General features: G+C 72.3%; 20 protein-coding genes and 2 CRISPR repeat arrays. Of the genes, 11 read left to right on the forward strand and 9 right to left on the reverse strand.

Annotated elements, in window-relative coordinates:
* The first annotated feature begins 65 nt into the window (after positions 1-65).
* Positions 66-1,427 (forward strand): glutamine synthetase family protein, encoded by a 1,362-nt coding sequence (locus AGRA3207_RS33530; RefSeq protein WP_231331126.1) that lies wholly within the window; start codon positions 66-68, stop codon positions 1,425-1,427.
* 34 nt (positions 1,428-1,461) lie between these two features.
* A complete protein-coding gene (locus AGRA3207_RS33535) occupies positions 1,462-4,545 on the forward strand; it encodes a bifunctional [glutamine synthetase] adenylyltransferase/[glutamine synthetase]-adenylyl-L-tyrosine phosphorylase (protein WP_231331127.1) in 3,084 nt (1,027 codons plus the stop codon).
* Here AGRA3207_RS33535 and AGRA3207_RS33540 read toward each other — a convergent pair.
* Together AGRA3207_RS33540 and AGRA3207_RS33545 are read right to left on the reverse strand one after the other, a co-directional pair.
* Entirely contained in the window at positions 4,527-5,324 is a 798-nt protein-coding gene (locus tag AGRA3207_RS33540; protein ID WP_231331128.1) for a phosphatase PAP2 family protein, read from the reverse strand. The two genes, AGRA3207_RS33535 and AGRA3207_RS33540, sit on opposite strands and share 19 nt — an antisense overlap.
* A gap of 13 nt (positions 5,325-5,337) precedes the next feature.
* Entirely contained in the window at positions 5,338-6,291 is a 954-nt protein-coding gene (locus AGRA3207_RS33545; protein WP_231331129.1) for a phosphatase PAP2 family protein, read from the reverse strand.
* Positions 6,292-6,680: 389 nt separating this feature from the next.
* Between AGRA3207_RS33545 and AGRA3207_RS33550 the strand changes: the two genes are divergently transcribed.
* Entirely contained in the window at positions 6,681-8,132 is a 1,452-nt protein-coding gene (locus AGRA3207_RS33550) for an alpha/beta hydrolase (protein ID WP_231331130.1), read from the forward strand.
* Here AGRA3207_RS33550 and AGRA3207_RS33555 read toward each other — a convergent pair.
* Both AGRA3207_RS33555 and AGRA3207_RS33560 read right to left on the reverse strand, forming a co-directional pair.
* Positions 8,098-8,532 carry an OsmC family protein gene (locus AGRA3207_RS33555; RefSeq protein ID WP_231331131.1) on the reverse strand — a complete coding sequence of 145 codons (435 nt, stop codon included), beginning with the start codon at positions 8,530-8,532 and terminating at the stop codon, positions 8,098-8,100. The genes AGRA3207_RS33550 and AGRA3207_RS33555 overlap by 35 nt on opposite strands.
* A gap of 46 nt (positions 8,533-8,578) precedes the next feature.
* Positions 8,579-10,744 (reverse strand): DEAD/DEAH box helicase, encoded by a 2,166-nt coding sequence (locus AGRA3207_RS33560; protein ID WP_231331132.1) that lies wholly within the window; start codon positions 10,742-10,744, stop codon positions 8,579-8,581.
* Between the two features lie 314 nt (positions 10,745-11,058).
* Here AGRA3207_RS33560 and AGRA3207_RS33565 point away from each other — a divergent pair, with 314 nt between their 5' ends.
* Positions 11,059-11,310, forward strand: coding sequence for a hypothetical protein (locus tag AGRA3207_RS33565; RefSeq protein WP_231331133.1), 252 nt, complete (start codon positions 11,059-11,061; stop codon positions 11,308-11,310).
* Between the two features lie 803 nt (positions 11,311-12,113).
* Here the strand turns inward: AGRA3207_RS33565 and AGRA3207_RS33570 are convergent.
* Together AGRA3207_RS33570 and AGRA3207_RS33575 are read right to left on the reverse strand one after the other, a co-directional pair.
* Entirely contained in the window at positions 12,114-12,470 is a 357-nt protein-coding gene (locus AGRA3207_RS33570) for a hypothetical protein (RefSeq protein ID WP_231331134.1), read from the reverse strand.
* A 202-nt stretch (positions 12,471-12,672) separates the two neighbouring features.
* Entirely contained in the window at positions 12,673-13,968 is a 1,296-nt protein-coding gene (locus AGRA3207_RS33575) for a helix-turn-helix transcriptional regulator (RefSeq protein ID WP_231331135.1), read from the reverse strand.
* A gap of 262 nt (positions 13,969-14,230) precedes the next feature.
* Between AGRA3207_RS33575 and AGRA3207_RS33580 the strand changes: the two genes are divergently transcribed.
* The 6 genes from AGRA3207_RS33580 (at position 14,231) to AGRA3207_RS33605 (ending at position 17,797) form a co-directional block, all read left to right on the forward strand.
* Positions 14,231-14,491 (forward strand): hypothetical protein, encoded by a 261-nt coding sequence (locus AGRA3207_RS33580; RefSeq protein WP_231331136.1) that lies wholly within the window; start codon positions 14,231-14,233, stop codon positions 14,489-14,491.
* Complete coding sequence (locus AGRA3207_RS33585; RefSeq protein WP_231331137.1) at positions 14,488-14,715, forward strand: hypothetical protein; 228 nt, start codon at positions 14,488-14,490, stop codon at positions 14,713-14,715. The genes AGRA3207_RS33580 and AGRA3207_RS33585 overlap by 4 nt, the downstream gene beginning before the upstream one ends.
* The gene (locus AGRA3207_RS33590) at positions 14,712-14,957 is read left to right on the forward strand and encodes a hypothetical protein (RefSeq protein ID WP_231331138.1); all 246 of its coding nucleotides are present in this window, start codon (positions 14,712-14,714) and stop codon (positions 14,955-14,957) included. The genes AGRA3207_RS33585 and AGRA3207_RS33590 overlap by 4 nt, the downstream gene beginning before the upstream one ends.
* A gap of 23 nt (positions 14,958-14,980) precedes the next feature.
* Entirely contained in the window at positions 14,981-15,130 is a 150-nt protein-coding gene (locus tag AGRA3207_RS33595; protein WP_231331139.1) for a hypothetical protein, read from the forward strand.
* The gene (locus AGRA3207_RS33600; protein WP_231331140.1) at positions 15,127-15,333 is read left to right on the forward strand and encodes a hypothetical protein; all 207 of its coding nucleotides are present in this window, start codon (positions 15,127-15,129) and stop codon (positions 15,331-15,333) included. Before AGRA3207_RS33595 ends, AGRA3207_RS33600 begins: the two co-directional genes overlap by 4 nt.
* A 495-nt stretch (positions 15,334-15,828) precedes the next feature.
* Positions 15,829-16,346: a CRISPR direct-repeat array (repeat unit 29 nt; unit sequence GTGCTCCCCGCACACGCGGGGATGGTCCC).
* A 91-nt stretch (positions 16,347-16,437) separates the two neighbouring features.
* Positions 16,438-17,198: direct repeats of the CRISPR family, unit length 29 nt.
* Positions 17,199-17,596: 398 nt separating this feature from the next.
* A complete protein-coding gene (locus tag AGRA3207_RS33605; RefSeq protein WP_231331141.1) occupies positions 17,597-17,797 on the forward strand; it encodes a tyrosine-type recombinase/integrase in 201 nt (66 codons plus the stop codon).
* A gap of 109 nt (positions 17,798-17,906) precedes the next feature.
* On the opposite strand, the gene glnA is transcribed toward AGRA3207_RS33605, so the two are convergent.
* Positions 17,907-19,331 carry a type I glutamate--ammonia ligase gene (gene glnA, locus AGRA3207_RS33610; RefSeq protein ID WP_231331142.1) on the reverse strand — a complete coding sequence of 475 codons (1,425 nt, stop codon included), beginning with the start codon at positions 19,329-19,331 and terminating at the stop codon, positions 17,907-17,909.
* 160 nt (positions 19,332-19,491) lie between these two features.
* Between glnA and AGRA3207_RS33615 the strand changes: the two genes are divergently transcribed.
* On the forward strand, positions 19,492-19,968 hold the full coding sequence (locus AGRA3207_RS33615; protein WP_231331143.1) for an RDD family protein: 477 nt from the start codon (positions 19,492-19,494) through the stop codon (positions 19,966-19,968).
* A gap of 24 nt (positions 19,969-19,992) precedes the next feature.
* On the opposite strand, the gene AGRA3207_RS33620 is transcribed toward AGRA3207_RS33615, so the two are convergent.
* Both AGRA3207_RS33620 and lipA read right to left on the reverse strand, forming a co-directional pair.
* Positions 19,993-20,688, reverse strand: coding sequence for a DUF4191 domain-containing protein (locus AGRA3207_RS33620; protein WP_231331144.1), 696 nt, complete (start codon positions 20,686-20,688; stop codon positions 19,993-19,995).
* 69 nt (positions 20,689-20,757) lie between these two features.
* On the reverse strand, positions 20,758-21,687 hold the full coding sequence (gene lipA / locus AGRA3207_RS33625) for a lipoyl synthase (protein ID WP_231331145.1): 930 nt from the start codon (positions 21,685-21,687) through the stop codon (positions 20,758-20,760).
* Between the last annotated feature and the right edge of the window lie 125 nt (positions 21,688-21,812).

The raw sequence follows: 21,812 nt of genomic DNA on the forward strand, positions 1-21,812 counted from the left end.
TACTGCAGGGTAGCCGGTCCAGGAGCCGTCTCCGGGCCGGCCGGGCACCATCGAGGGAGAGGGCAGTGGACCGACAGCAGGAGTTCGTGCTCCGCACGCTGGAGGAGCGCGACATCCGCTTCATCCGGCTGTGGTTCACCGACGTGCTCGGGTTCCTGAAGTCGGTGGCGGTCGCGCCCGCCGAGCTCGAAGGGGCCTTCGGGGAGGGCATCGGCTTCGACGGCTCGGCGATCGAGGGCTTCGCGCGCGTCTACGAGGCCGACATGATCGCCAAGCCGGACCCGTCCACGTTCCAGGTGCTGCCCTGGCGGTCGGAGTCGCCCGGCGTGGGCCGGATGTTCTGCGACATCCTCATGCCGGACGGGACGCCGAGCTTCGCCGACCCCCGCTACGTCCTCAAGCGGGCGCTGGCCCGCGCCGCCGACCTCGGCTTCACCTTCTACACCCACCCCGAGATCGAGTTCTTCCTGCTCAACGACCGTCCCGAGGACGGCGGCGAGCCCGAGCCCGCCGACGCGGGCGGGTACTTCGACCACACCCCGCACAGCGCCGCGCACGACTTCCGGCGCAACGCGATCACGATGCTGGAGGCCATGGGCATCTCGGTGGAGTACAGCCACCACGAGGGCGCCCCGGGCCAGCAGGAGATCGACCTGCGCTACGCCGACGCGCTCACCACCGCCGACAACATCATGACGTTCCGGCTCGTGATGAAGGAGGTGGCGCTGGAGCAGGGCGTGTTCGCCTCGTTCATGCCGAAGCCCTTCACCGAGCACCCCGGCTCGGGCATGCACACCCACATGTCGCTGTTCGAGGGCGACCGCAACGCCTTCTACGAGCCGGGCGCGGAGTTCAAGCTGTCCAAGGCCGGGCGCGCGTTCATCGCGGGGCTGCTGCGGCACTCCGCCGAGATCACCGCCGTGTGCAACCAGTGGGTGAACTCCTACAAGCGCCTGTGGGGCAACGTCGGGTCGGCCGCGGGCGCCGGGGGAGAGGCCCCGTCCTACATCTGCTGGGGGCACAACAACCGGTCCGCGCTCGTCCGGGTGCCGATGTACAAGCCCCACAAGGGCCACTCGACCCGCATCGAGTTCCGTTCCCTGGACACCGCCGCCAACCCCTACCTGGCGTTCGCGGCGATTCTCGGCGCCGGGCTGAAGGGCATCGAGGAGGGCTACGAGCTGCCCCCGGGCGCCGAGGACGACGTGTGGGCGCTCACGGTCGCCGAGCGGCGCGCCCTCGGCATCGAGCCGCTCCCGCAGAACCTGGACGAGGCGATCCGGGCGATGGAGCGCAGCGAGCTGGTCGCCGACGTCCTCGGCGAGCACGTCTTCGACTTCTTCCTGCGCAACAAGCGCCAGGAGTGGGAGGAGTACCGGCGCGAGGTGACGGCGTTCGAGCGCAAGCGGCTCCTGGCCGTCCTGTAGGTGCCGGGGGCGCCGCCGGATTACGGTTGAGGCCGTGAGCGAGCCATGGACCGACCGCCGTCCCTCCCTGACCGGGCGCCTGGCGAGGCTGGGATTCACCGACGCCGGGCGCGCCGGGCGGCTGATCCTGGAGGCCGAGGGCGCCGCCGGCGCCGCCCTCGGCCCCGACCTGCTGGAGGCGCTCGGCGCCACCGCCGACCCCGACCTCGCCCTCGACGGGCTGCTGCGGCTCCTCACGGCGGCGGCCGAGCGGGGCGAGGACGGCCCGCTGCGGACCGCGCTCGGCGCCGAGCCCGGCACCCGGGAGCGGCTGACCACGGTCCTCGGGGTGAGCGCCGCGCTCGCCGACCACCTCGTCCGGCATCCGGGGGACTGGCGGGTCCTGCGCGACGATGGATCGCTCCAGGACGGGCCGCCCGCCCGGCGGCCCGCCGCGGCGGAGCTGCGCGCGGACCTGCTGGAGGCGGTCGGCGCCGATCCCGGCGCGGACGACCCGGTCGCCGCCCGCCCGGGCCCGGAGACGCTCACCGCGCTGCGCGCCGCCTACCGGCGCCGGGTGCTGGACCTGGCCGGCCGCGACCTGATCGGCAACGCCGACGTCGCGGACGTGGCCGCCGAGCTGGCCGACCTCGCCGCCGCCGCGCTGGAGGCCGGGCTCGCCGTCGCCCGCGCCGAGGTCCCCGGGCACGGCCGGTGCCGGCTCGCGGTGATCGGGATGGGCAAGTGCGGCGGCCGGGAGCTCAACTACGTCTCCGACGTCGATGTGATCTTCGTGGCGGAGGCCCGCGAGGACGCCGGCGGCGCCGGTGGGGAGGACGCCGCCCTGCGCGAGGCGACCCGGCTGGCATCGGCGATGATGCGGGCCTGCTCGTCCAGCACGGCGGAGGGCGCGCTGTGGGAGGTGGACGCGGCGCTGCGCCCCGAGGGCCGGTCGGGGCCGCTCGTGCGCACCCTCGCCAGCCACCGCGCCTACTACGACCGCTGGGCCGAGACCTGGGAGTTCCAGGCGCTGCTGAAGGCCCGGCCCGTCGCGGGGGACGCCGGGCTCGGCGCCCGCTACATGGACGCGATCGTCCCGCTCGTGTGGAAGGCCGCCGAGGGCGAGGGCTTCGTCGAGGACGTCCAGGCCATGCGGCGCCGGGTCGAGGCCGACCTCAACCAGCGGACCGCCGAGGCCGAGCGGCAGCTCAAGCTCGGTCCCGGCGGGCTGCGCGACGTCGAGTTCGCGGTGCAGCTGCTCCAGCTCGTCCACGGCCGCGCCGACGAGGGGCTGCGCAGCCGGGCGACCCTGGACGCGCTGTCAGAGCTGTCGCGGGGCGGCTACGTCGGACGCGACGACGCGGCGGCGCTGGCGTCGGCGTACCGGTTCCTGCGGCGCGTCGAGCACCTCGTCCAGCTGCGCGGGCTGCGCCGCACCCACCTCGTGCCCGGCGACGAGGCCGGGCTGCGCCGCCTCGGGCGCGCGCTCGGCCTGCGCACCGACCCCGTCGGCGAGTTCACCGCGCTGTGGCGGCGGCACGCCCGGGAGGTCCGCCGGATCCACGAGAAGCTGTTCTACCGGCCGCTGCTGCGCGCCGTCGCCCGGCTGCCCGGGGAGGAGTCGCGGCTCACGCCCGAGGCCGCCCGCGCCCGGCTGGAGGCGCTCGGCTACGCCGACCCGGCGGGCGCGCTCCGGCACATCGAGGCGCTCACCGCGGGGGTGTCGCGGCGGGCCGCGATCCAGCGGACGCTGCTGCCGGTCATGCTCGGCTGGTTCGCCGACGCGCCCGACCCCGACGCCGGGCTGCTCGGGTTCCGGCAGGTCAGCGACGCCCTCGGGACCACCCCGTGGTACCTGCGGCTGCTGCGGGACGAGGTGACGGTGGCCGAGCGGATGGCGTGTGTGCTCGCCTCCAGCCGCTACGCCACCGACCTGCTGCTGCGCGCGCCGGAGGCGGTCGCGATGCTCGGCAGCACCACCGGCCTGGCGCCCCGCCCGGCGGAGGCGCTGCGCTCGGAGGCCCTCGCCGCCGTCCGCCGCCACGTGCCCGCCGGGGCCGCCGCGCCCCGCGTCCCCGCCCCGGAGGAGGCGGTCGCGGTGGTGCGGGCGCTGCGCCGCCGGGAGCTGTTCCGGGTGGCGGTCGCCGACCTGCTGGACCTCGCCGACGTCCGGGTGGTGGGGGAGGCGCTCACCGACATCACCACCGTGACGGTCGAGGCCGCGCTGCGGGCCGCGGAGGGCAAGGTCGAGACGGCGACGGGCGGGCCGCTGCCCACGCGCGTCGCGGTGGTCGCGATGGGCCGGTTCGGCGGCCACGAGCTCGGCTACGGCAGCGACGCCGACGTCATGTTCGTCCACGACCCGCTGCCCGGCGCGGACGAGCGGGCGGCGGGCCGGGCCGCGCACGCCGTCGCCGAGGAGCTGCGGCGGCTGCTGTCGCTGCCCGCCCCCGACCCGCCGCTGGAGATCGACCCGAACCTGCGCCCCGAGGGGCGGCAGGGGCCGCTCGTCCGCACGCTGTCGTCCTACGCCGCCTACTACGCCCGCTGGTCGGAGCCCTGGGAGGCGCAGGCGCTGCTGCGCGCCGACCCGCTGATCGGCGATCCCGGGCTGTGCGAGCGGTTCCGCGCGCTGATCGACCCGATCCGCTTCCCCGAGGACGGCGTCGGCGAGGACGCCGTCCGGCAGATCAGGCGGCTGAAGGCGCGGATGGAGTCCGAGCGGCTGCCGCGCGGGGTGGACCGGCGGCGGCACCTCAAGCTCGGCCCCGGCGGCCTCTCGGACGTGGAGTGGGTCGCGCAGCTGCTGCAGCTCAGGCACGCCCACGCCGCCCCCGCGCTGCGCACCACCCGCACCCTCGCGGCCCTGGACGCGGCGGTGGCCGCCGGGCTGCTGGACGAGGACGACGCGGCCGTCCTGGCCGAGGCGTGGCGCCTGGCCACCCGGATCCGCGGGGTGATCACGCTGGTGCGGGGCCGGGCGTCCGACCTGCTGCCCACCGACCACCACCGCGAGCGCAGCGCGGTCGGCCAGGTCCTCGGCTACTCCGGGACGGGCGAGCTGCTGGAGGACTACCGCAGGCACGCCCGCCGCGCCCGCACCGTCGTCGAACGCGTGTTCTACGGCGCGGGCGGGTGACCGGGCTGCCTGGCGTGGGCGGCCACGCGGAACGCGCCGCGGGACAGGGCGAGGCCGCCGGCCAGGGCGAGGCCGCCGCCCGCCGCGTCCAGCAGGAAGTGGTTCGCCGTCCCCATGATCACCACGATGGTCACGGCGGGGTACAGGGCCGCGAGGACCACGGTCCACCACCGCCGCGCCGCCGCGATGAGCGCCGCGGCGCACCACAGCGACCAGGCGGTGTGCATGGACGGCATCGCGGCGTACTGGTTGGTGACCGAGGCGCCCGCCCCCGAGTCGTAGATCCCCCAGGTGCCGAAGGCGATCACGGTGTCGGTGAAGCCGGGCAGCATCCTCGGCGGGGCCAGCGGATAGGCCCAGAACCCGGCGAGGCCCAGCAGCGTCGTGGTGAACAGCAGCGTCCGGTATCCCGCGTAGCGGGCGGGGCGGCGGAGGTAGAGCCACACCATGACGCCGATCGTCATGGCGAAGTGCATGACCGCGTAGAAGTAGTTCGCTGTGACCGCCAGCGCCGTGTGCGCGGTGAACATCCGGTTCAGGTCGTACTCGACGTCCAGGTGGAGTGAGGACTCCAGTTCGAGGATCTCGTAGGCCCGGTGCGCCGCCATCGCGTGCTCGGCCGGCACCAGGTTGCGCACCGCCTGGTAGGCGAGGTAGCAGAGGACCAGCAGCAGGATCTCGGGCCACAGGCGGGGCCTGGACGGGGCAGCACGGCGCCCGCCCGCCGCGCCGCCGGCCACGCCGCGGCCGGTCCCGGGAAGAGGTGCCGGGCTGGCCACTCTTCCTATCGTGTCAAATGCCGGACCCGGACGCACCCCCGGCCGCCGCCGAGTCGGCCCGGGTCCCGGGCCTGGGGCGTCCCGCGGGCCGTGCGGGACGCTGGTCCGCCCGCTGGGGGAGGCGCTCGGCGATGCCCTGGGCCACCCGGTGCCGGAGCTCCAGGATCTGCCTGGGGCAGCGCATGTACAGCGCCCAGGAGAGCCCGAGGGACCCGGCGATCAGCGCGATCCCGGCGACCGCGTCCAGGACGTAGTGGTTGGCGGTGGACAGGATCACGAAGACCGTCGTGGCCGGGTAGAGCACGCCGACGATCTTGGCCCAGCGCTGGGTGGCGAGCCTGACCAGGATGAACCCGCACCACAGCGCCCATCCGGCGTGCATGGACGGCATCGCGGCGTACTGGTTGGTGAGGCTGCCCGAGGCGTCGCTGGCGTACAGGCCGAGCGAGTGCAGCGCGGTCACCGGGTCGACGAAGCCCTCGCTGTGCAGGAACCGCGGCGGCGCCAGCGGGTAGAGCCAGAAGCCGAGCAGCGCGATCCCGGTGGCGACCATGATCGAGGTGCGCAGCCACCGGTAGTCCTGCGGCCGGTACCGGTACAGCCACACGACGATCGCGAGCGTCACGATGAAGTGCATCGTGGCGTAGAAGATGTTGGCCGTGCGCGCCAGCCAGGGCACGCCCAGCAGCGTCTGGTTCAGGCCCAGCTCCACATCGATGCCCAGGAACCGCTCCACCCCGAGGATCTGGTCGGCGTGGGCGAACGCCGACGCGGTGCCGTCCTGAACCAGGACGATGCGGGTCAGCGTATAGCCGGTGTAGAAGAGCACGATGAGCATGAGCTCACGCCACACCGGCGGTGCGGCGAGCACCCTTCGCCGCGTCGTCGCGGCGGTCGTGCGCGGCTCGCCTCGCCGGGCCGGTCCGGCCTGGCCTTGGCGGGCTGCTGGGGGGGCGGTCTGGGCCATGCTACCTATCTTTGCCTCGCGGCCCCCTGATTGAGATCACCGCACCGAATGGTCTTCATCTCAGACCTGAGTAGTACAACCCTGATGCGGTGTCCGGACTTTCGGGGGAGGGGTCCTCAGGGGGATCCCCCCCAAGGGCCGCTCCCCGCGCGGAGCCTATGAAGTTGATCAGGTATCAGCATAGGAGGCGAGGGGTAGGTCCCGACCGGCCCCCTGTGAATCGAACAGGGGGACATATGCGCCGGTTTGCATCGATACCAGGCATTGTGGTCGTCGGTGCCACCGTCCTGACCGCTTCCGGACTGCTCATGGGCGGCGCGCCGGGCCGTCCGCGCGCCTCGGCCGGCCCATCCGCCGCACCATCCCCTGGGCCACCACCCGTACGGCCGGTGGAATGGCGGCGGTGCACCGGGCTTCCCTCGCCCCCGCCGGACGCGGGACCGCCGCCCGCCGGGATCCGCTGCGCGACCGTCGCGGTGCCGCTGGACTACGCCGAACCGTCCGGGGAGACGATCGGCATCGCCGTGATCCGCGTCCCCGCCACCGGCGGCGGCCCCCGTGCCGGCTCGCTGCTGATGAACTTCGGCGGCCCCGGCGGCGAGGGCGTCGGCACCCTCGCGCAGTCCGCCGGCGAGTACCGGAACCTGAACACCCGCTACGACCTGATCGGCTTCGACCCGCGCGGCGTCGGCCGCAGCGCCCCTGTGACCTGCGTCGACGGCCGCCAAATGGACCGGCTGGCCGCGCGGGACTCCACCCCCGACGACGCGGCGGAGGAGAAGGCGCTGGCCGACGACGCGGAATCCTACGTCCGCGAGTGCCAGGCACGCTCCGGCAGGCTCCTGCCCCACGTCGGCACGGCCGGCGCCGCCCGCGACATGGACATGATCCGCCGGGCGGTCGGCGACGCGAAGCTGCACTACTTCGGCGTCTCCTACGGCACCTGGCTCGGCGGCAGCTACGCCCACCAGCACCCCGGCGACGTCGGGCGCGCCGTCCTCGACGGCGCCGTGGACACCCGGCTCACCGGCGCCGACCTGGCACTCCAGCAGGCCGCGGCGTTCCAGCGCGCCCTCGGCGCCTTCGGCACCGCCTGCGCGGCCCTCGGCCGCCGCTCCTGCCCGCTGGGCCGCGACGGGACGGAGGTCGCCGCGTCCACCGGCCGGATCCTCGCCGGGCTCGACCGCGCCCCGCTGCCCGCCGGGGGCCGCCGCCGGCTGACCGAGAGCCTCGGCACCAGCGGCGTCGCCGCCGCCCTCTACTCCCGGCGCGCCTGGCCGGTGCTCGCGCAGGGCCTCGTCGACGCGTCCAAGCGCCGCGACGGCACCCTCCTGCGCGTCCTCGCCGACCTGCAGAACGGACGCCGCGAGGACGGGACCTACAGCAACCTGGCCGCCGCCCACACCGCGATCTCCTGCGCGGACGGCACCGACCGGTACACGACCGCCGACGTCCGCAGGCTGCTGCCCCGGTTCCGCGCGGCCTCGCCGGTCTTCGGCGCGGCGATGGCGTGGGGCCTTCTGCGGTGCACCGGCTGGCCCTACAAGGGCGACGACACCGCGCGGGACGTCTCCGCGCCGTCCGCCGCCCCGATCCTGGTCGTCGGCACCACCGGCGACCCGGCCACCCCGTACGCGTGGGCGCCGCGGCTCACCGAGGCGCTCGGCGGCCGGGCCACCCTCCTCACCCTCAACGGGGAGGGCCACGGCGCCTACGACACCGGGGACGCGTGCGTCCGCCGCGTCGTCGACGCCTACCTCCTCGACGGGCGGGTGCCCGCGGCCGGTGCCGCCTGCGGCCCGCCTCCTAGACGACCTGCTCCACCTTCATCGGCTCCTTGAGGGCGTTGCCGACCGTGCAGTAGCTCTCGTGGACGCGCCCGGCGACCGCCGCCAGCACCTCCGCGGCCTTCGCGTCGCCCTCGGGGAGCTCGACGTCGTAGGTGATCGTGATCGTGCCGAGCGTGCTCGTGGCGACCTTGTCGGCCCGGACGGACGCGGCGAGCCGCGCCATCCGGTGCCCGCGCTTGGCCGTCAGCGGCTCCACGGTGACCAGCTCGCAGCCGCCGAGCGCCGCCAGCAGCAGCTCGACCGGCGTGAACGCGCCCGCGGTCTCCCCGTCGCCGACGGCCACCTCCGCGCCCCGGTCGTTGACCGCCCGGAACCCGCCGCCGGTGCGCTCCACCCGGACCTCGGCCATGACATCCCCCTTGATCTCGATGACGTCCGACCATCGCAACACGGGCGCCCCGCGGGTTCTTCCCCGCCCGGGCCGCGCCGGCCACGGGTCAGGGGGCGGCGGTGCCGAGCCGCTCCTGCTCCTCCTCGACGATCCGCCGGGCGAGGGCCTGCTCGGAGACGTCGACCGCGTCCGGGCTCCGCTCGGCGAGGTCGCTGCGCCGCGCGTACTCGTCGAACAGCCGCGTCTTGACGGCGAGGATCTCCAGCATCCGCCGGTCGACGCCGCCGGGCGTCAGCAGCCGGTGCACCTGCACCGTGCGGACCTGCCCCATCCGGTGGGCGCGGGCGACCGCCTGCGTCTCCATGGTGGGCTTCACCTGCGGCTCGCAGATGATCACCACGGACGCGGCCTGGACGTTCAGCCCGACCCCGCCCGCCTGGATCTGCGCCAGCAGCACCGCGTGGCCGGGCGCCGCGGCGAACGCGTCCACCAGCTCCTGCCGCCGCGCCGCCGGCGTCCGGCCGTCGATCGGGCCCCGCACCTCCGGCCCGGCCACGTCCGCGGCCGCGGCCACGTCCGCGGCCGCGGCCAGCACGTCCCGGAAATAGGAGAACACCACGACCTTCAGCCCGTTCGCGGCGGCCTCCTCCACCAGCTCCGCCAGCCGCCCGAGCTTGGCCGACCGCTCCGGGACGGCGTACGCCGCGCGGCGCATCGCCATGAAGTTGCCCTCCGCGACGGCCGCGCGGTAGGCCGCCTCGTCCGCCGGGCTGAACTCCTCCCACTCGTCCACGTGCACGACCTCGGGCAGCTCCACGAGCACGTCCCGCTGGTTGCGGCGCAGGTAGACGGGCGCGACCGCCTTGCGGAACGCCTCCGGCCCCACCGCCGCGTCGGTCGGGCGGACGCCGGGGACCAGCTCCGGCCGCAGATGCGCCACCAGGCTCCGGAACTCCTCCACGCGGTTCTCCATCGGGGTGCCGGTGAGGAACAGCACCCGCTCGGTCCGGGCGCACCAGGCCGCGACGGCCTTCGCCCGCCGCGTCTCGTGGTTCTTGGCGTAGTGGGCCTCGTCCACGACGAACATCCCGGGCGCGACGTCCTCGGGGACGTCCAGCGTGTGCAGCGAGTCCAGGGTCGTCACCGCGATGCCGCCGGACGCCGCCCACTCCTTCGTCGCCGCCGCGCGCCCCGGCCCGTGCAGGGGATGCGCCCCCAGAGTGCTCCGCGTCTCGATCTCCCGCACCCAATTGATCAGGACGCTGGCGGGACACGCCACGAGGAAGTGGGTCCAGCCCTCCGACCGCAGGTGCGCCATGGCGGCGATGGCCTGCACCGTCTTCCCGAGGCCCATCTCGTCACCGAGGATGACCCGCCTCTGGACGAGCGCGAACCGCGCCCCGAACGACTGGTAGCCGCGCAGCGACACGCGCCGGTGCGCGTCGTCCAGCGGCTGGGCCTTCACCCTCGCCGCGAGGTCCCCGGGGAGGAACCCCTCCGCCGCGTCCCGCTCGGGCTCCAGCGCGGCCAGCTCCGCCAGGAGGGTCTGGTAATCGGACGCCCGCAGCTCGAAGTCGATCCACGCCTCGTCCGGGGAGACGCCGGGGCGCAGCAGGTCGGCGGACGGCTGCGCGAGGAGCAGCCCGGTGCCGCGCGCGGCCTCCGCGTCCACGACCTGTGCGAGCCCGCCGAGCGCCGCCCGCGCCCGCTCCCGCTTCGCCGCCCCCGCGACGAGCCTCCGCCACCACGACGCCTCGGGCCGCGCGTCGTGGACGAGCGGGCCCAGCAACTCTTCCAGCCGCGCGGCGGCGGCCCTGGCGTACGGCAGCTCCGGCCCGGCGCCCACCAGCCGGTGCAGGGCGATGACCAGCGGTGTCGTCCGCTCGTCCCGCCGTTCCGCGTCGAGGCGGATCCCGGCGGTCCGCGCCGCCGCGTCCGCGAGCTGCTGCGCCGCCGCGTGGACCTGCCGCGCGGTCTGCGGGCCGATGCCCGGAAGGAGCTGGAGCCGGTACGGGGTGCCGTCCAGCACGTCCAGGACGGTGGAGAACCCGCCCTGCTCAAGCGGCGCGAGACGCAGGCGCCCGTCCGTCACGTCCTTGAGACGGGCGACCGGGATCGAGGCGAGCTGCTCGCGCGCGCCGTCCTGCCTGAGCGGTTCGAGCGCCCGGTGCACCTCGGCGAGGGCGTGCCGGTGGTCGGAGAGCAGGCCGCGGGCCGCGTCGAGCAGTGCGCGCCCGCTCCTCAGAAGCTCCTTCGGCTCGGCACCGCTCAAGACCCGACACTCCTCACTTGTTCGGCCACATCATGCCATCGCGCCACGCCGAGAAGACCCGTGCGGACGCTACGGCGCCCTCGTCGGCCGACGCTGCGGGACATAGCGGTACGAGTGGGGTGATCTCCCGTCGCGGAGGGTCAGAACACATGAGTATCTCCAGTGCCGCCTTGTCCAACCCTGCCTCAACTATCCACCAAGGTCACAGCCTCCTGACCAAGATGCAGCGATCAGTTGCTATGACGTCACTTTCTGTTACCATCGCCGGGCCAGTAACTTAAAGCCTCCCGACAACTACAAGGAGTGGTCGACACATGAAGCGCCGTGTCTCCATCGCCATAGGCGGCCTCGCCAGCGCCGCCCTGCTCACCCTCGCCCCCGCCGTCGCCCCCCAGGCCCAGGCCGACACCGGGCCGATCCAGTCCAACGGCAACAGCCTCGCCAACCTGAACCTCGGGCTGTGCGGCAACAACGTGCCCGTGCTCTCGGTGCCCGTCGTCCTCGTTCCCACCGCGAACCAGAACACGGACACGTGCGCCGCCCAGGGCGTCGGCAACCACGGATGACCAGGTGAGACCCGCGAGGCGGATCGGTCACCGGCGGGAGAGGGCGACACCCGGCCGGCTCCCCGCCGATCCCCTCGCGGACCCACCCGCAGTGCGGTAAGACGTGGCGGGCCCGCGGCAACGCTCGGACACGGAACCGGTGTCCGGACGCGGGCCCGCCACAGCCCAAGCCACCGAGACCTTCTCTCACCCCCGCGATCGAGTCGCCTCTCACCCTCGCAATCGAGTCGCCTCCGATCTCGTCGGCGGGACGCCACGACCACCGCTGCGGCCGAACCACCGAACACACACGCCGTGCCGCACATGCGATCGCCGCAGACCTGCTCTGTGAGCGCCGTCGCCGTGGCAGGCACCGGACGGCATGGCCGTCCCCGGCGACGATCCCCACCCCCTCCTCGACATCACGGTGCCGACCTGGAGAAGGCGCGATCACTCCCTGCGGCCGGGCCGGAGGGCATCGCAGAAGGAAGCGGTCACCGGGATCCGTGAGAACTCACGAGGGCCTTCGCCGCTGCACGTCAGCACCTCGGATGCGGGCTTTCGCATGACGCCACGGTGACCGCGCAGTCGGCGTTCTCCGTGACGACGACCGGCGGAGAACAGCGATTCGAGCTGCTGAGACGGTTCCAAAAGCCCCCGGGGCCCGACACGGGCACATGTCGATCTCATGTGCCCGCGCCGGGATGTGTTCAGAAACGCGTGGGGATGAGCGTGGGCGGCGTTGGGGGAGCCCGTGGCGGTCGCCAGCGGCGAGACGCGCGCCGATGATCATTGAATTCGCGGGGGAGCCGGTCCTCGGCCTGTCAGACGCTGTGGACGAAGGAGACCGAGCCGACCGAGATCTCCTTGGGCAGGTTCTTCCAGCTCGCGGGACCGAGCTCGGCCTGGGGGGTCCCGGTGCAGTTGCCGGTGCCGAACAGGATCGCCTTGAACTGGGGCGAGCTGATGCCGGCGGACTTGGCGCGGAAGGGCGGGTTGACCGGCACGCACCCCGGCTTCGTCTCGATCGGCTTGTTCGAGCCCTTCAGGTCGGGCTCGGAGTACAGGACGAGGTACTCCGGCCCGGCCGTGCGTTCGAGATCGGCGGCGTGCGCGGTCCCTGCCAGGGTGGCGCCGAGGATGCCACCCACCAGGAGGGCGGGGGCGAGCATCGATTTCATGCGACGAACTCCTTTGCGGTGTGTGTTCACTTCACTCCGGATCGTAGTCTTTTGGAGCCAAAGCGATACACCCCAAGGAGGTGAGAGGACGCTTTCCTGGTAGTTCCGCCATGCGGCCCATTGCCGAAAAATGGCAAATGCCTGTTCTGTCGCCAGAAACCCGCTAAACGGGTCTATGTTCCCACGCTCACGTGCGGCCTGGTCAGATCCCAGAGGTCAGCGCCTGCAAATCCCGCGCGGCCGGGAGGGTTCGCGCCTTCTCCGGCAGCACGGAGATGACGCGCCGGGCGTTCGACCTGATCCGCGCGACGCGCCGTTCCTCAGGAAGCGCGTCGATGATGCCGAGCGCCTGGGCAAGGGCCTGTTCCGGATCGTTTCGCGCGTGGATCACAGGAACATGCAGCTTGAGTTGAACCGTTTGGTGCTGACCTGACCTGAAGAGAGGACGAGCGGCATCCTGTGCCTCACCGGCGCGCTTCGCATCACCCGCCCATGCGTAGATCTGGCTTTGGACGTACCGCAGACGATCTTCGCCCCATTGCCGTCCGGTCGTGGGAAGCTTCGGAAAGAGCGTTTCGACATCACGAATGGCGGCGGTTGCGGCTCGCAGGTCCCCGGCCGCCGCGTGCGCCTCAGCCTCGACGGCCACCGCGTAGATGAGAGAGTGCGTGGGACGGGTCCCCGCCAGCCGTCGTGCCTCCTGGACGAGTGGGATGAGGCGGGCCGGATCCTCACGATCATCGGAGAGCCGGGTGGTGACCTCCCAGCTGCGGGAGTACGACGCGAGACTCTGATCTTCGGATTTGTCCGCGAGAGACCGGGCCTTGTCCCACCAGCGTCGCGAGTGACGGCGGTCCCCGATCTCCACGAGTCCCCCCGCGATCAGGAACGCGTGCCGGGCGGCCGCGTGGGCCAGCGCGAGGTCGACGTCGGGCGGCTGGTTCCGGCGAAGGTGGGGCGCGATATCGGCCCAATCCGCCGCGAGGGCCTCCAGCACCACCAGGGGAGGGTCGTGCACGTAGCTGGCCACGTGGACGTCGTAGACGTTCTCCCAATCGTCGATCATCCCCCGGGAGACGCTGGCCCCGGGGAGGGACGGCTCGCTGTCGCGCCAGCCTTGGGAGAGGGCGGCCAGGACCGGGGCAGCGGCGGCGCCCACGGTCAGGGTCGTGGTGTCCTGAAGCAGCTCACGGCGTTTCACATCGTCGTCCCAGAAGTCGGGATTGCAGATGAACGTCACGGTACCCGCTTCAGTATGGCCCTGGATAGACCGATCCCTGGGATCTGCTTCGACGTTGCGGAGGAGCTCGTCCAATTCGTCCAGACTGATCTTTAGTTCCTTGGCGAGTTTAGGACGAATCCAGGGCATAGGGTCGGTTTCGGCGCGCTCCCAGCGGCCGACCGTTGATCGCTCTGCACCGAGCCGATCGGCCAGTTGCTCTTGGCTGTATCCCACCGATCGTCGGCGCAAGGCGAGCCGTCGCCGCTTTAACGTCATCATGCCTCCTCGTGCTGGTCTTTCAATGAGACCTCATTTGAGGAGTCGGCGCTGGTCAAACCGCAGGATGCCTCAATGTTGCCCTAATGATGCACCGGCCGTGCTCTGGCCCGTGGACGTCGTGCCGCGGTTTCGTGGTGTCGCGATCGGATTCCGCCTCCCGGAGGCGCGTGATCGCTGGGAGCCGTTGCGACAAAACGACCCCGGCCCGGTGCGGGAACACCGGGGGTGCCCGGGGTCTGACCGGAAACGAGGTCCGGCTATGGGCAAGGTACAACAGCCGCCGGGAGCGGACGCCGTCGCGGAGCGGAAGGCGGCGTTGCGGGAGGAGTTCTCCTCTTGGTCGATCATCTACACCAGTGACACCGGGCGGTGGTGGGCGACGCGGCCCGTCCGGCGCGCGCGGCCGGACGGCTCGTACGGGGCGGGCGTGGTGACCGATCTGGCGGCCGATACCGCCGAGGAGCTCCGCGAGGAACTGCGCAAGGTCGGCGCCGCCGAGGACGGGAAGGCCGCGCGGTGAACAGGCAGGAGGAGGCGCTGCGCGCGCTCGCCGCCGGGCTGGACGGGCGCGGGATCGCGGCCCGGGTGTTCGCCACCAACGTGATCGTCGCAGGTGAGAACGGGCGCGAGCTGGTGGTCGTCTGCTCGCGCGGGGTGTTCCGCTGGGGGATGGGCGAGGAGATCGGTCCCATCGACGACGTGGACGCCGCCGTGCGGCACGTCGCCGCCGCGAGCGCGTCATGAGCGGCACGCCGATCCCGGGCGCCCCTGGCACGCCCGGCACCGTGCCGCTCGGAAGCCGGGTGCGGTACTGGCACGGCAACGCCACCGGCCGCTACTGGGCCATGCTGCCCTGGCCGTGGAGCGAGCACGGGTACCGCCTGGTCGAGGCCAAGACCGTGGACGACCTGGCCGGGCAGGTCCGGCACCTGCTAGAGGGCATGACCGTCCGGGACGACGGCATGCCACGGGCCCGGGGCAACTGATGCGCCGCTCCTATGCCGCTCCCTTGGAGGATCCGATGGGCGGGTCGTGGACGTGGTGGTGGCTGCTGGGCGGGCCCCGCCACGTCCACCCGATGGCCCGGCCGCCCGCGCGGCGGCGGGAGGACCGCCCCTCCCGCCGCCGCGCGTCCCGGCCACGACGAGGCGACCGGTGAGCGCGGGCTATGAGCTCGTCGGCGACACCACGATGTTCGTCATGGTGGACGCGGAGTCGGGTGACGTCGTCGGGGCCGCCTACGCCGAGGAGGGGGATCCGCGCTGGTGGCGCGGGATCCTGCACGGCCGGGTGACCCGCCTGTTCGTCCCGGCGCACCTCCCCGACCCGCACCTGGACGTCGCCCGGCGGCTCCAGCGCTAGACCCCGTGGCCCCGGGTCCGGATGGGTCCACCCGGGGCCACGGCATACTTCTTCGAACCGGTCGCATACTGCTGGCCAGCCGCCCGCCGACGTGGTGCACTCCCGAGTCATGGAGGCCGAGCGGCTCGGCGCGTACCGGCGGCGCAATCACCGGACGTCCGTCCGCCCCCGGTTCCGCCCCGGACGCGCTACACGACGGATCTCCACCGAGCCAGGGTGTGTGGCCGATCCTCGTCTCAGGGACGGCCCAATTGGGGCCGCCCTGCCGCGGCAAGATCCTGATTTCGCAGACCCGGGGCCGAGCCCAGATGATGATCATGACCCCTCGGCAAGAGTTGACCAGTACGCTTTGTTGCCTGCTCGTCCGAGGCCTCGGAGCCTGGCAAAGTGCTTCAAAACAACACGATCGTTCGATGAACCCGCAGGTCAGTAAGAGTGCTCCCGCACACGCGGGGATGGTCCCGCGCTGCACCAGCTCGGCGGGCTGTGGTGGCTGTGCTCCCCGCACACGCGGGGATGGTCCCTCGGGGGTGCCGGTACGGGTGGTGCGGTATTCGTGCTCCCCGCACACGCGGGGATGGTCCCTGGATGCGCAACGACGTCTCGCTCGTGGTGAAGTGCTCCCCGCACACGCGGGGATGGTCCCACTCCACACCACCTCACCGTCCGGCCCCTCGGGTGCTCCCCGCACACGCGGGGATGGTCCCGTGTCCGGCGTGGTCGACGGGCGGCGGGACCGGTGCTCCCCGCCTACGCGGGGATGGTCCCACAACGGTGATCATTGGGCGACATCCTGGGATGTGCTCCCCGCCCACGCGGGGATGGTCCCATCCACCCCGAGATCCACGTCGACCCCGGTCCGTGCTCCCCGCACACGCGGGGATGGTCCCTCGAACGGGAGCTGGGCCTCCGGTGAGTGACCGTGTTCCCCGCACACGCGGGGATGGTCCCGCGTAGACCACGACGATCGCGATCATTGGGCGGCGCTCCCCGTACACGCGGGGATGGTCCCCCGCCGACCAGAGCCGTCAGCAGCGGCGGCGGGTGCTCCCGCCCACGCGGGGATGGTCCCTATCGCTTCACCGCAGCTGGCCGGGACATGCTGTGCTCCCCGCCCACGCGGGGATGGTCCCGTGCGCAGGACGGCCCGCGCCACGTCGATGGTGTGCTCCCCGCCCACGCGGGGATGGTCCCCTGGCCTTCCACCTGGCCGACCCTGACCTGGCGTGCTCCCCGCCCACGCGGGGATGGTCCCTCCAGGACGGCGGGCTGCGCCAGGTAGGTCCAGTGCTCCCCGCCCACGCGGGGATGGTCCCCTGGCCCGGCTCCGCTGACCGGAGCCCGATCAGTGCTCCCGGCGCACGCGGGGATGGTCCCCCCTGCAATCTGCCCAAGCGGGGCGGGGACGAGTGCTCCCCGCGCACGCGGGGATGGTCCCGAGGTCAGGCTGTCCGGTCAGGGCGTCGGCAAGTGCTCCCCGCGCACGCGGGGATGGTCCGGCGTCCGACTTGATCTAGCTCTGACCTGCGCAGTGTTCCCCGCGCGCGCGGGGAACGTCCCCTCGCCACGACCTTCGTGCACGTCGTGCAGGCGTGCTCCCCGCGCACGCGGGGATGGTCCCTCCTCGCGTACGGGCTACCCGATCGCGGCATCGTGCTCCCCGCGCACGCAGGGATGGTCCCCCAAAGGCGCCGACCATGGAGCGCGTCTACGAGTGCTCCCCGCGCACACGGGGATGGTCCCTCACAGAGAAGAAGGACAAGCCGACCGGCCAGGTGCTCCCCGCGCACGCGGGGATGGTCCCCGCCCACCCGTCTCGCGCGGGCGCCGCAGGGCGTGCTCCCCGCCCACGCGGGGATGGTCCCGGCGACGCACCCGCCTTAAAAGCGGGCTCACCGTGCTCCTCGCTCACGCTGGGATAATCTCGGCACCCGTAACGCCACCCCGTCCATGCTCAAGTGCTCCCCGCCAAGCGGGGATGGTCCCGAGATCGTCCACGGCCGCCGCGAGGTCGTCTGGTGCTCCCCGCGCACGCGGGGATGGTCCGCCGGTCGGGATCAGCGCCTGGCCGAGTGAGACGTGCTCCCCATGTACGCGGGGATGGTCCGATGGAGGTCGGACAGGGATCCCGATGCCTGCCGCTCGCGGTAGAGCTGTCGGTACAGGTGGCCGAGTATCCGGCCGAGACCTGCTGACGAATGCGTGGGGACAGCAGCTTCCGCTCTGGACGCTAGAACGTCAGATGCGAAGCGTCAGGGCGAGCGTGCGTGCTGACGCGGCGAAGGCGCGCAAGAAGGACAAGGACGCGGACGTGACGGACATCCCCGCGGACTTCCGCCTTCACGACCTGCGGCACTACTTCGCGTCGCTGTTGATCGCGCCGGGTGCCGACGTGAAGACCGTCCAGGCGCCTCTACGGCACGCGTCGGCCAAGACGACGCTGGACATCTACGCGCATCCGTGACGAGTCGACCCGCGCGGCAGTCGACGCGGTTCTTGTGGCTCGCGCCTAACTGAGCCGGAACCAGGTAGGGGCGCGCTGATGTTCGGCCAGGTCAGCGCGCCCCTTGGTCCTAGATGTCGTAGTAGAGCTCGAACTCGTGGGGGTGCGGGCGGAGGCGGATGGGGTCGATCTCGAACTCGTTCTTCATCGTGATGTAGGTGTCGATGAGGTCGGGGGTGAAGACGCCGCCTTCGAGGAGGTACTCGTGGTCGGCCTCCAGGGCGGCGAGGACCTCGGGGAGGCTGCCGGGGACCTGCGGGATGGCGCGGGCCTCCTCGGGTGGGAGCTCGTAGAGGTCCTTGTCGACCGGGTCCGCGGGTTCGATCTTGTTCTTGATGCCGTCCAGGCCGGCCATGAGCATGGCGGAGAAGGCCAGGTACGGGTTGCAGGACGGGTCGGGGACGCGGAACTCGATGCGCTTGGCCTTGGGGTTGGAACCGGTGATCGGGACGCGGATGCAGGCCGAGCGGTTGCGCTGGGAGTAGACCAGGTTGACCGGGGCCTCATAGCCCGGGACGAGGCGGTGGTAGCTGTTGACCGTCGGGTTCGTGAAGGCCAGCAGGGACGGGGCGTGCTTGAGCAGGCCGCCGATGTAGTAGCGGGCGCTGTCGGACAGGCCCGCGTAGCCGACCTCGTCGTAGAAGAGCGGCGAGCCGTCCTTCCAGAGGGACTGGTGGCAGTGCATCCCGGAGCCGTTGTCGCCGAAGATCGGCTTCGGCATGAACGTGACGGTCTTGCCCGCGTCGCGGGCGACGTTCTTGACGATGTACTTGTAGAGCATGAGCTGGTCGGCGGTCTGCAGGAGGGTGTCGAACCTGAAGTCGATCTCCGCCTGGCCCGCGGTGCCCACCTCGTGGTGCTGCATCTCGACGTGGATGCCCGACGTCAGGAGCTGCGCGACCATCTCCGAGCGCAGGTCGGTGTAGTGGTCCATCGGCGGGACGGGGAAGTACCCGCCCTTGTAGGGGGGCTTGGCGCCGAGGTTGCCGCCGCTCTCCTCGCGTCCGGTGTTCCAGGCGCCCTCGATGGAGTCGAGGTAGTAGTAGCCGGCGTTCTGCTTCGTCTCGAACCGGACGTCGTCGAAGATGTAGAACTCGGCCTCGGGCCCGAAGTAACAGGTGTCGGCGATGCCGGTGCCGCGCAGGTAGTCCTGCGCCTTCTTGGCGACGTTGCGGGGGTCGCGGCTGTAGGGCTCGCCCGTCAGGGGGTCGTGGACGAAGAAGTTCAGGATCAGCGTCTTGTGCTGGCGGAACGGGTCGACCACCGCGGTGGACGGGTCGGGGAGCAGCAGCATGTCGGACTCGTGGATCTCCTGGAATCCGCGGACCGACGAGCCGTCGAACATCAGCCCCTCGCTGAAGACGCTCTCGCCGAAGCTCTCCACCGGGAAGGTGAAGTGCTGCATCTTGCCCGGCAGGTCCACGAACCGGCAGTCGACGAACCGGACTCCTTCGTTCCTGATGAAGCCCAGGACCTCTTCGGCGCTGCTGAACATGCCGCCTCCTTGGGGCGCTCGTGGGGGTTTCTGCAGGCTACGGACGCGCCGTTTCCCGGCCGTGTCCCATGTGTTTCGGCCGTGTTACGCCGTCACAGCCTGATCTCTGCCCCGGGACGGTGGGGCGGAACCCCGTGGAGTGACCGGATAGCGTAGGGACATGACCAGTGGCAAGCAGCGGGACGCGCGGTGGACGCAGACCTGGCTCAGCGGCGCGCGCGCGGCGGGGGCCGATCTCGGACAGCCGGGGGAGCGGCTCGGGCTTCCGGGGAGCGGAAGCGGGGCCGTCGCGGGCTACGGACGCAGGCTGGTCGCGCTCTTCGTCGACTGGGGGCTGTCGATGCTCGTCGCGAGCCTGCTCGCGCGGACGCTGGACTGGTCGCCGTCCCAGCGCAGCCTGTGGACGCTGATCATCTTCGGGATCCAGGCGTGGCTGCTGACCGGCGCCGCGGGCACGACGCTCGGCAAGCGGCTGTGCGGGATCCGGGTCGTCCGGGTGGACGGGCGCCCGGTGGGGCTCGGCTGGTCGCTGGCCCGGGCGGCGCTGCTCCTCCTGGTCATCCCCGCGCTGCTGTGGGACCGGGACTACCGCGGCCTGCACGACCGGGCGGCGAACACCGTGGTCGTGGGCCTGTAGGGCCGCGCCCACGCTGGGCCGTGCTCAGCGCATCTTCGGCTTGGGGCCCTTCGGCATCTTGGCGCCCTTCGGCATCGGGCCCTTCGGCATCTGCATGGAGCGCGGCAGCGCCTGGAGCCGGTCGTTCAGCTCCGACACCTGGCCCTTGGTGAGGTTGCGCGGCAGCTTCATCAGGTGCCGCTGCAGCTTGTCGACCGGGACCTGGCCCTCGTCCTCGCCGACCTGCACGTCGTAGATCGGGACCTGCTGGGCGGCGCGGGAGATGCGCTTCTTCTCCGCGCCGAGGAGCTGACCGACGCGGTTGCGGGGGCCCTCCGACACCAGCACCACGCCCGCGCGGCCGACCGCGCGGTGCACCATGTCGAGGTTGCGGTTGCCGCTCACCGCCTCGGTGACCGTCCAGCCGCCGCGCATGTTCTTCAGGATCGCGGCGGCCGCGCCCGGCTGCCCGGAGATCACCTTGTACTGCGCCCGCTGTGCCAGCTGGCCGAAGACGATCATGCCGACGGCGAACGCCGCGAGGATCCCGAGCGGGACGAAGAACCAGAGCTGGCCGATGAACAGCCCGACCAGGACGACGACGACCAGGGTGCCGATCGCCGAGGCGAAGACGATCGGGAGGGCCTTCGGATCCGCCTGCCGGAGGACCTGGGCGACCATGCGGATCTGCTTGAGGCGGCCCGGACGCTCCTGGGCCCCGTCCGTGGGCTGTTTCGTCATGCAATCAAGGATAGTCGTGCCGAAGGCCCCGTTCCGACCGCCCCGGCCCCTCCCCGGGGCGCCGGGCCGTCACCCCTCGCGGGCCTCGATCGCCTGCTTGTAGAGGCGCCCGGCGCGGTAGCTCGACCGGACGAGCGGCCCCGACATGACACCGGCGAACCCGATCTCCTCGGCCTCGGCGGACAGCTCGACGAACTCCTCCGGCTTCACCCACCGCTCGACCGGGTGGTGGCGGGGGCTCGGCCGCAGGTACTGGGTGATGGTGATCAGCTCGCACCCGGCCTCGTACAGGTCGCGCAGCGCGGCGGAGACCTCCTCGCGGGTCTCGCCCATGCCGAGGATCAGGTTGGACTTGGTGACCAGCCCGTCCTCGCGTGCCCGGGTGATGACCTCCAGGGAGCGCTCGTAGCGGAACCCGGGGCGGATGCGCTTGAAGATCCGCGGGACGGTCTCCACGTTGTGCGCCAGCACCTCGGGGCGGGACGAGAAGACCTCGGCGAGCTGCCCGGGGTCGGCGTTGAAGTCGGGGATCAGCAGCTCGACGCCGCAGCCGGGGACCGCCGCGTGGATCCGCCGGACGGTCTCGGCGTACAGCCAGGCGCCGCCGTCCTCCAGGTCGTCGCGGGCGACGCCGGTGACGGTGGCGTACTTCAGGCCCATCGTCGCCACGGACTCGGCGACGCGGCGCGGCTCGTCCCGGTCGAGCTCGGCGGGCCTGCCCGTGTCGATCTGGCAGAAGTCGCAGCGGCGGGTGCACTGGTCGCCGCCGATGAGGAAGGTGGCCTCGCGGTCCTCCCAGCATTCGAAGATGTTGGGGCAGCCCGCCTCCTGGCACACCGTGTGCAGGCCCTCGGACTTCACCAGGCCCGTGAGCTCCCGGTACTGCGGGCCCATCTTCAGCCGCGTCTTGATCCATTCGGGCTTGCGCTCGATGGGGGTCTGGCTGTTGCGGGCCTCGATGCGCAGGAGCCTGCGCCCCTCAGGTGTCACCGTCGTCACCCGTTCAGGGTACGTCGCGGCCGGCGGCACCGGCACATCCGGCCCCCGCCGCGCCCGTCCGGGCTCGAAGACGTATCGGAGCGATCTCGAACGCGTGACAAGACCCGGTTTCGCCTTGCCGATTC

The organism is Actinomadura graeca, from assembly GCF_019175365.1.
In the GTDB taxonomy this organism is placed as follows: Bacteria; Actinomycetota; Actinomycetes; order Streptosporangiales; family Streptosporangiaceae; genus Spirillospora; species Spirillospora graeca.

What these genes read in the sequence shown, in the direction of transcription:
- AGRA3207_RS33590 (WP_231331138.1), top strand. Translation starts at nt 14,712, where the DNA reads ATGAGCGGCACGCCGATCCCGGGCGCCCCTGGCACGCCCGGCACCGTG.
- AGRA3207_RS33565 (WP_231331133.1), top strand. Translation starts at nt 11,059, where the DNA reads ATGAAGCGCCGTGTCTCCATCGCCATAGGCGGCCTCGCCAGCGCCGCC.
- glnA (WP_231331142.1), bottom strand. Translation starts at nt 19,331, where the DNA reads ATGTTCAGCAGCGCCGAAGAGGTCCTGGGCTTCATCAGGAACGAAGGA.
- AGRA3207_RS33545 (WP_231331129.1), bottom strand. Translation starts at nt 6,291, where the DNA reads ATGGCCCAGACCGCCCCCCCAGCAGCCCGCCAAGGCCAGGCCGGACCG.
- AGRA3207_RS33575 (WP_231331135.1), bottom strand. Translation starts at nt 13,968, where the DNA reads ATGACGTTAAAGCGGCGACGGCTCGCCTTGCGCCGACGATCGGTGGGA.
- AGRA3207_RS33615 (WP_231331143.1), top strand. Translation starts at nt 19,492, where the DNA reads ATGACCAGTGGCAAGCAGCGGGACGCGCGGTGGACGCAGACCTGGCTC.
- AGRA3207_RS33580 (WP_231331136.1), top strand. Translation starts at nt 14,231, where the DNA reads ATGGGCAAGGTACAACAGCCGCCGGGAGCGGACGCCGTCGCGGAGCGG.
- AGRA3207_RS33570 (WP_231331134.1), bottom strand. Translation starts at nt 12,470, where the DNA reads ATGAAATCGATGCTCGCCCCCGCCCTCCTGGTGGGTGGCATCCTCGGC.
- AGRA3207_RS33620 (WP_231331144.1), bottom strand. Translation starts at nt 20,688, where the DNA reads ATGACGAAACAGCCCACGGACGGGGCCCAGGAGCGTCCGGGCCGCCTC.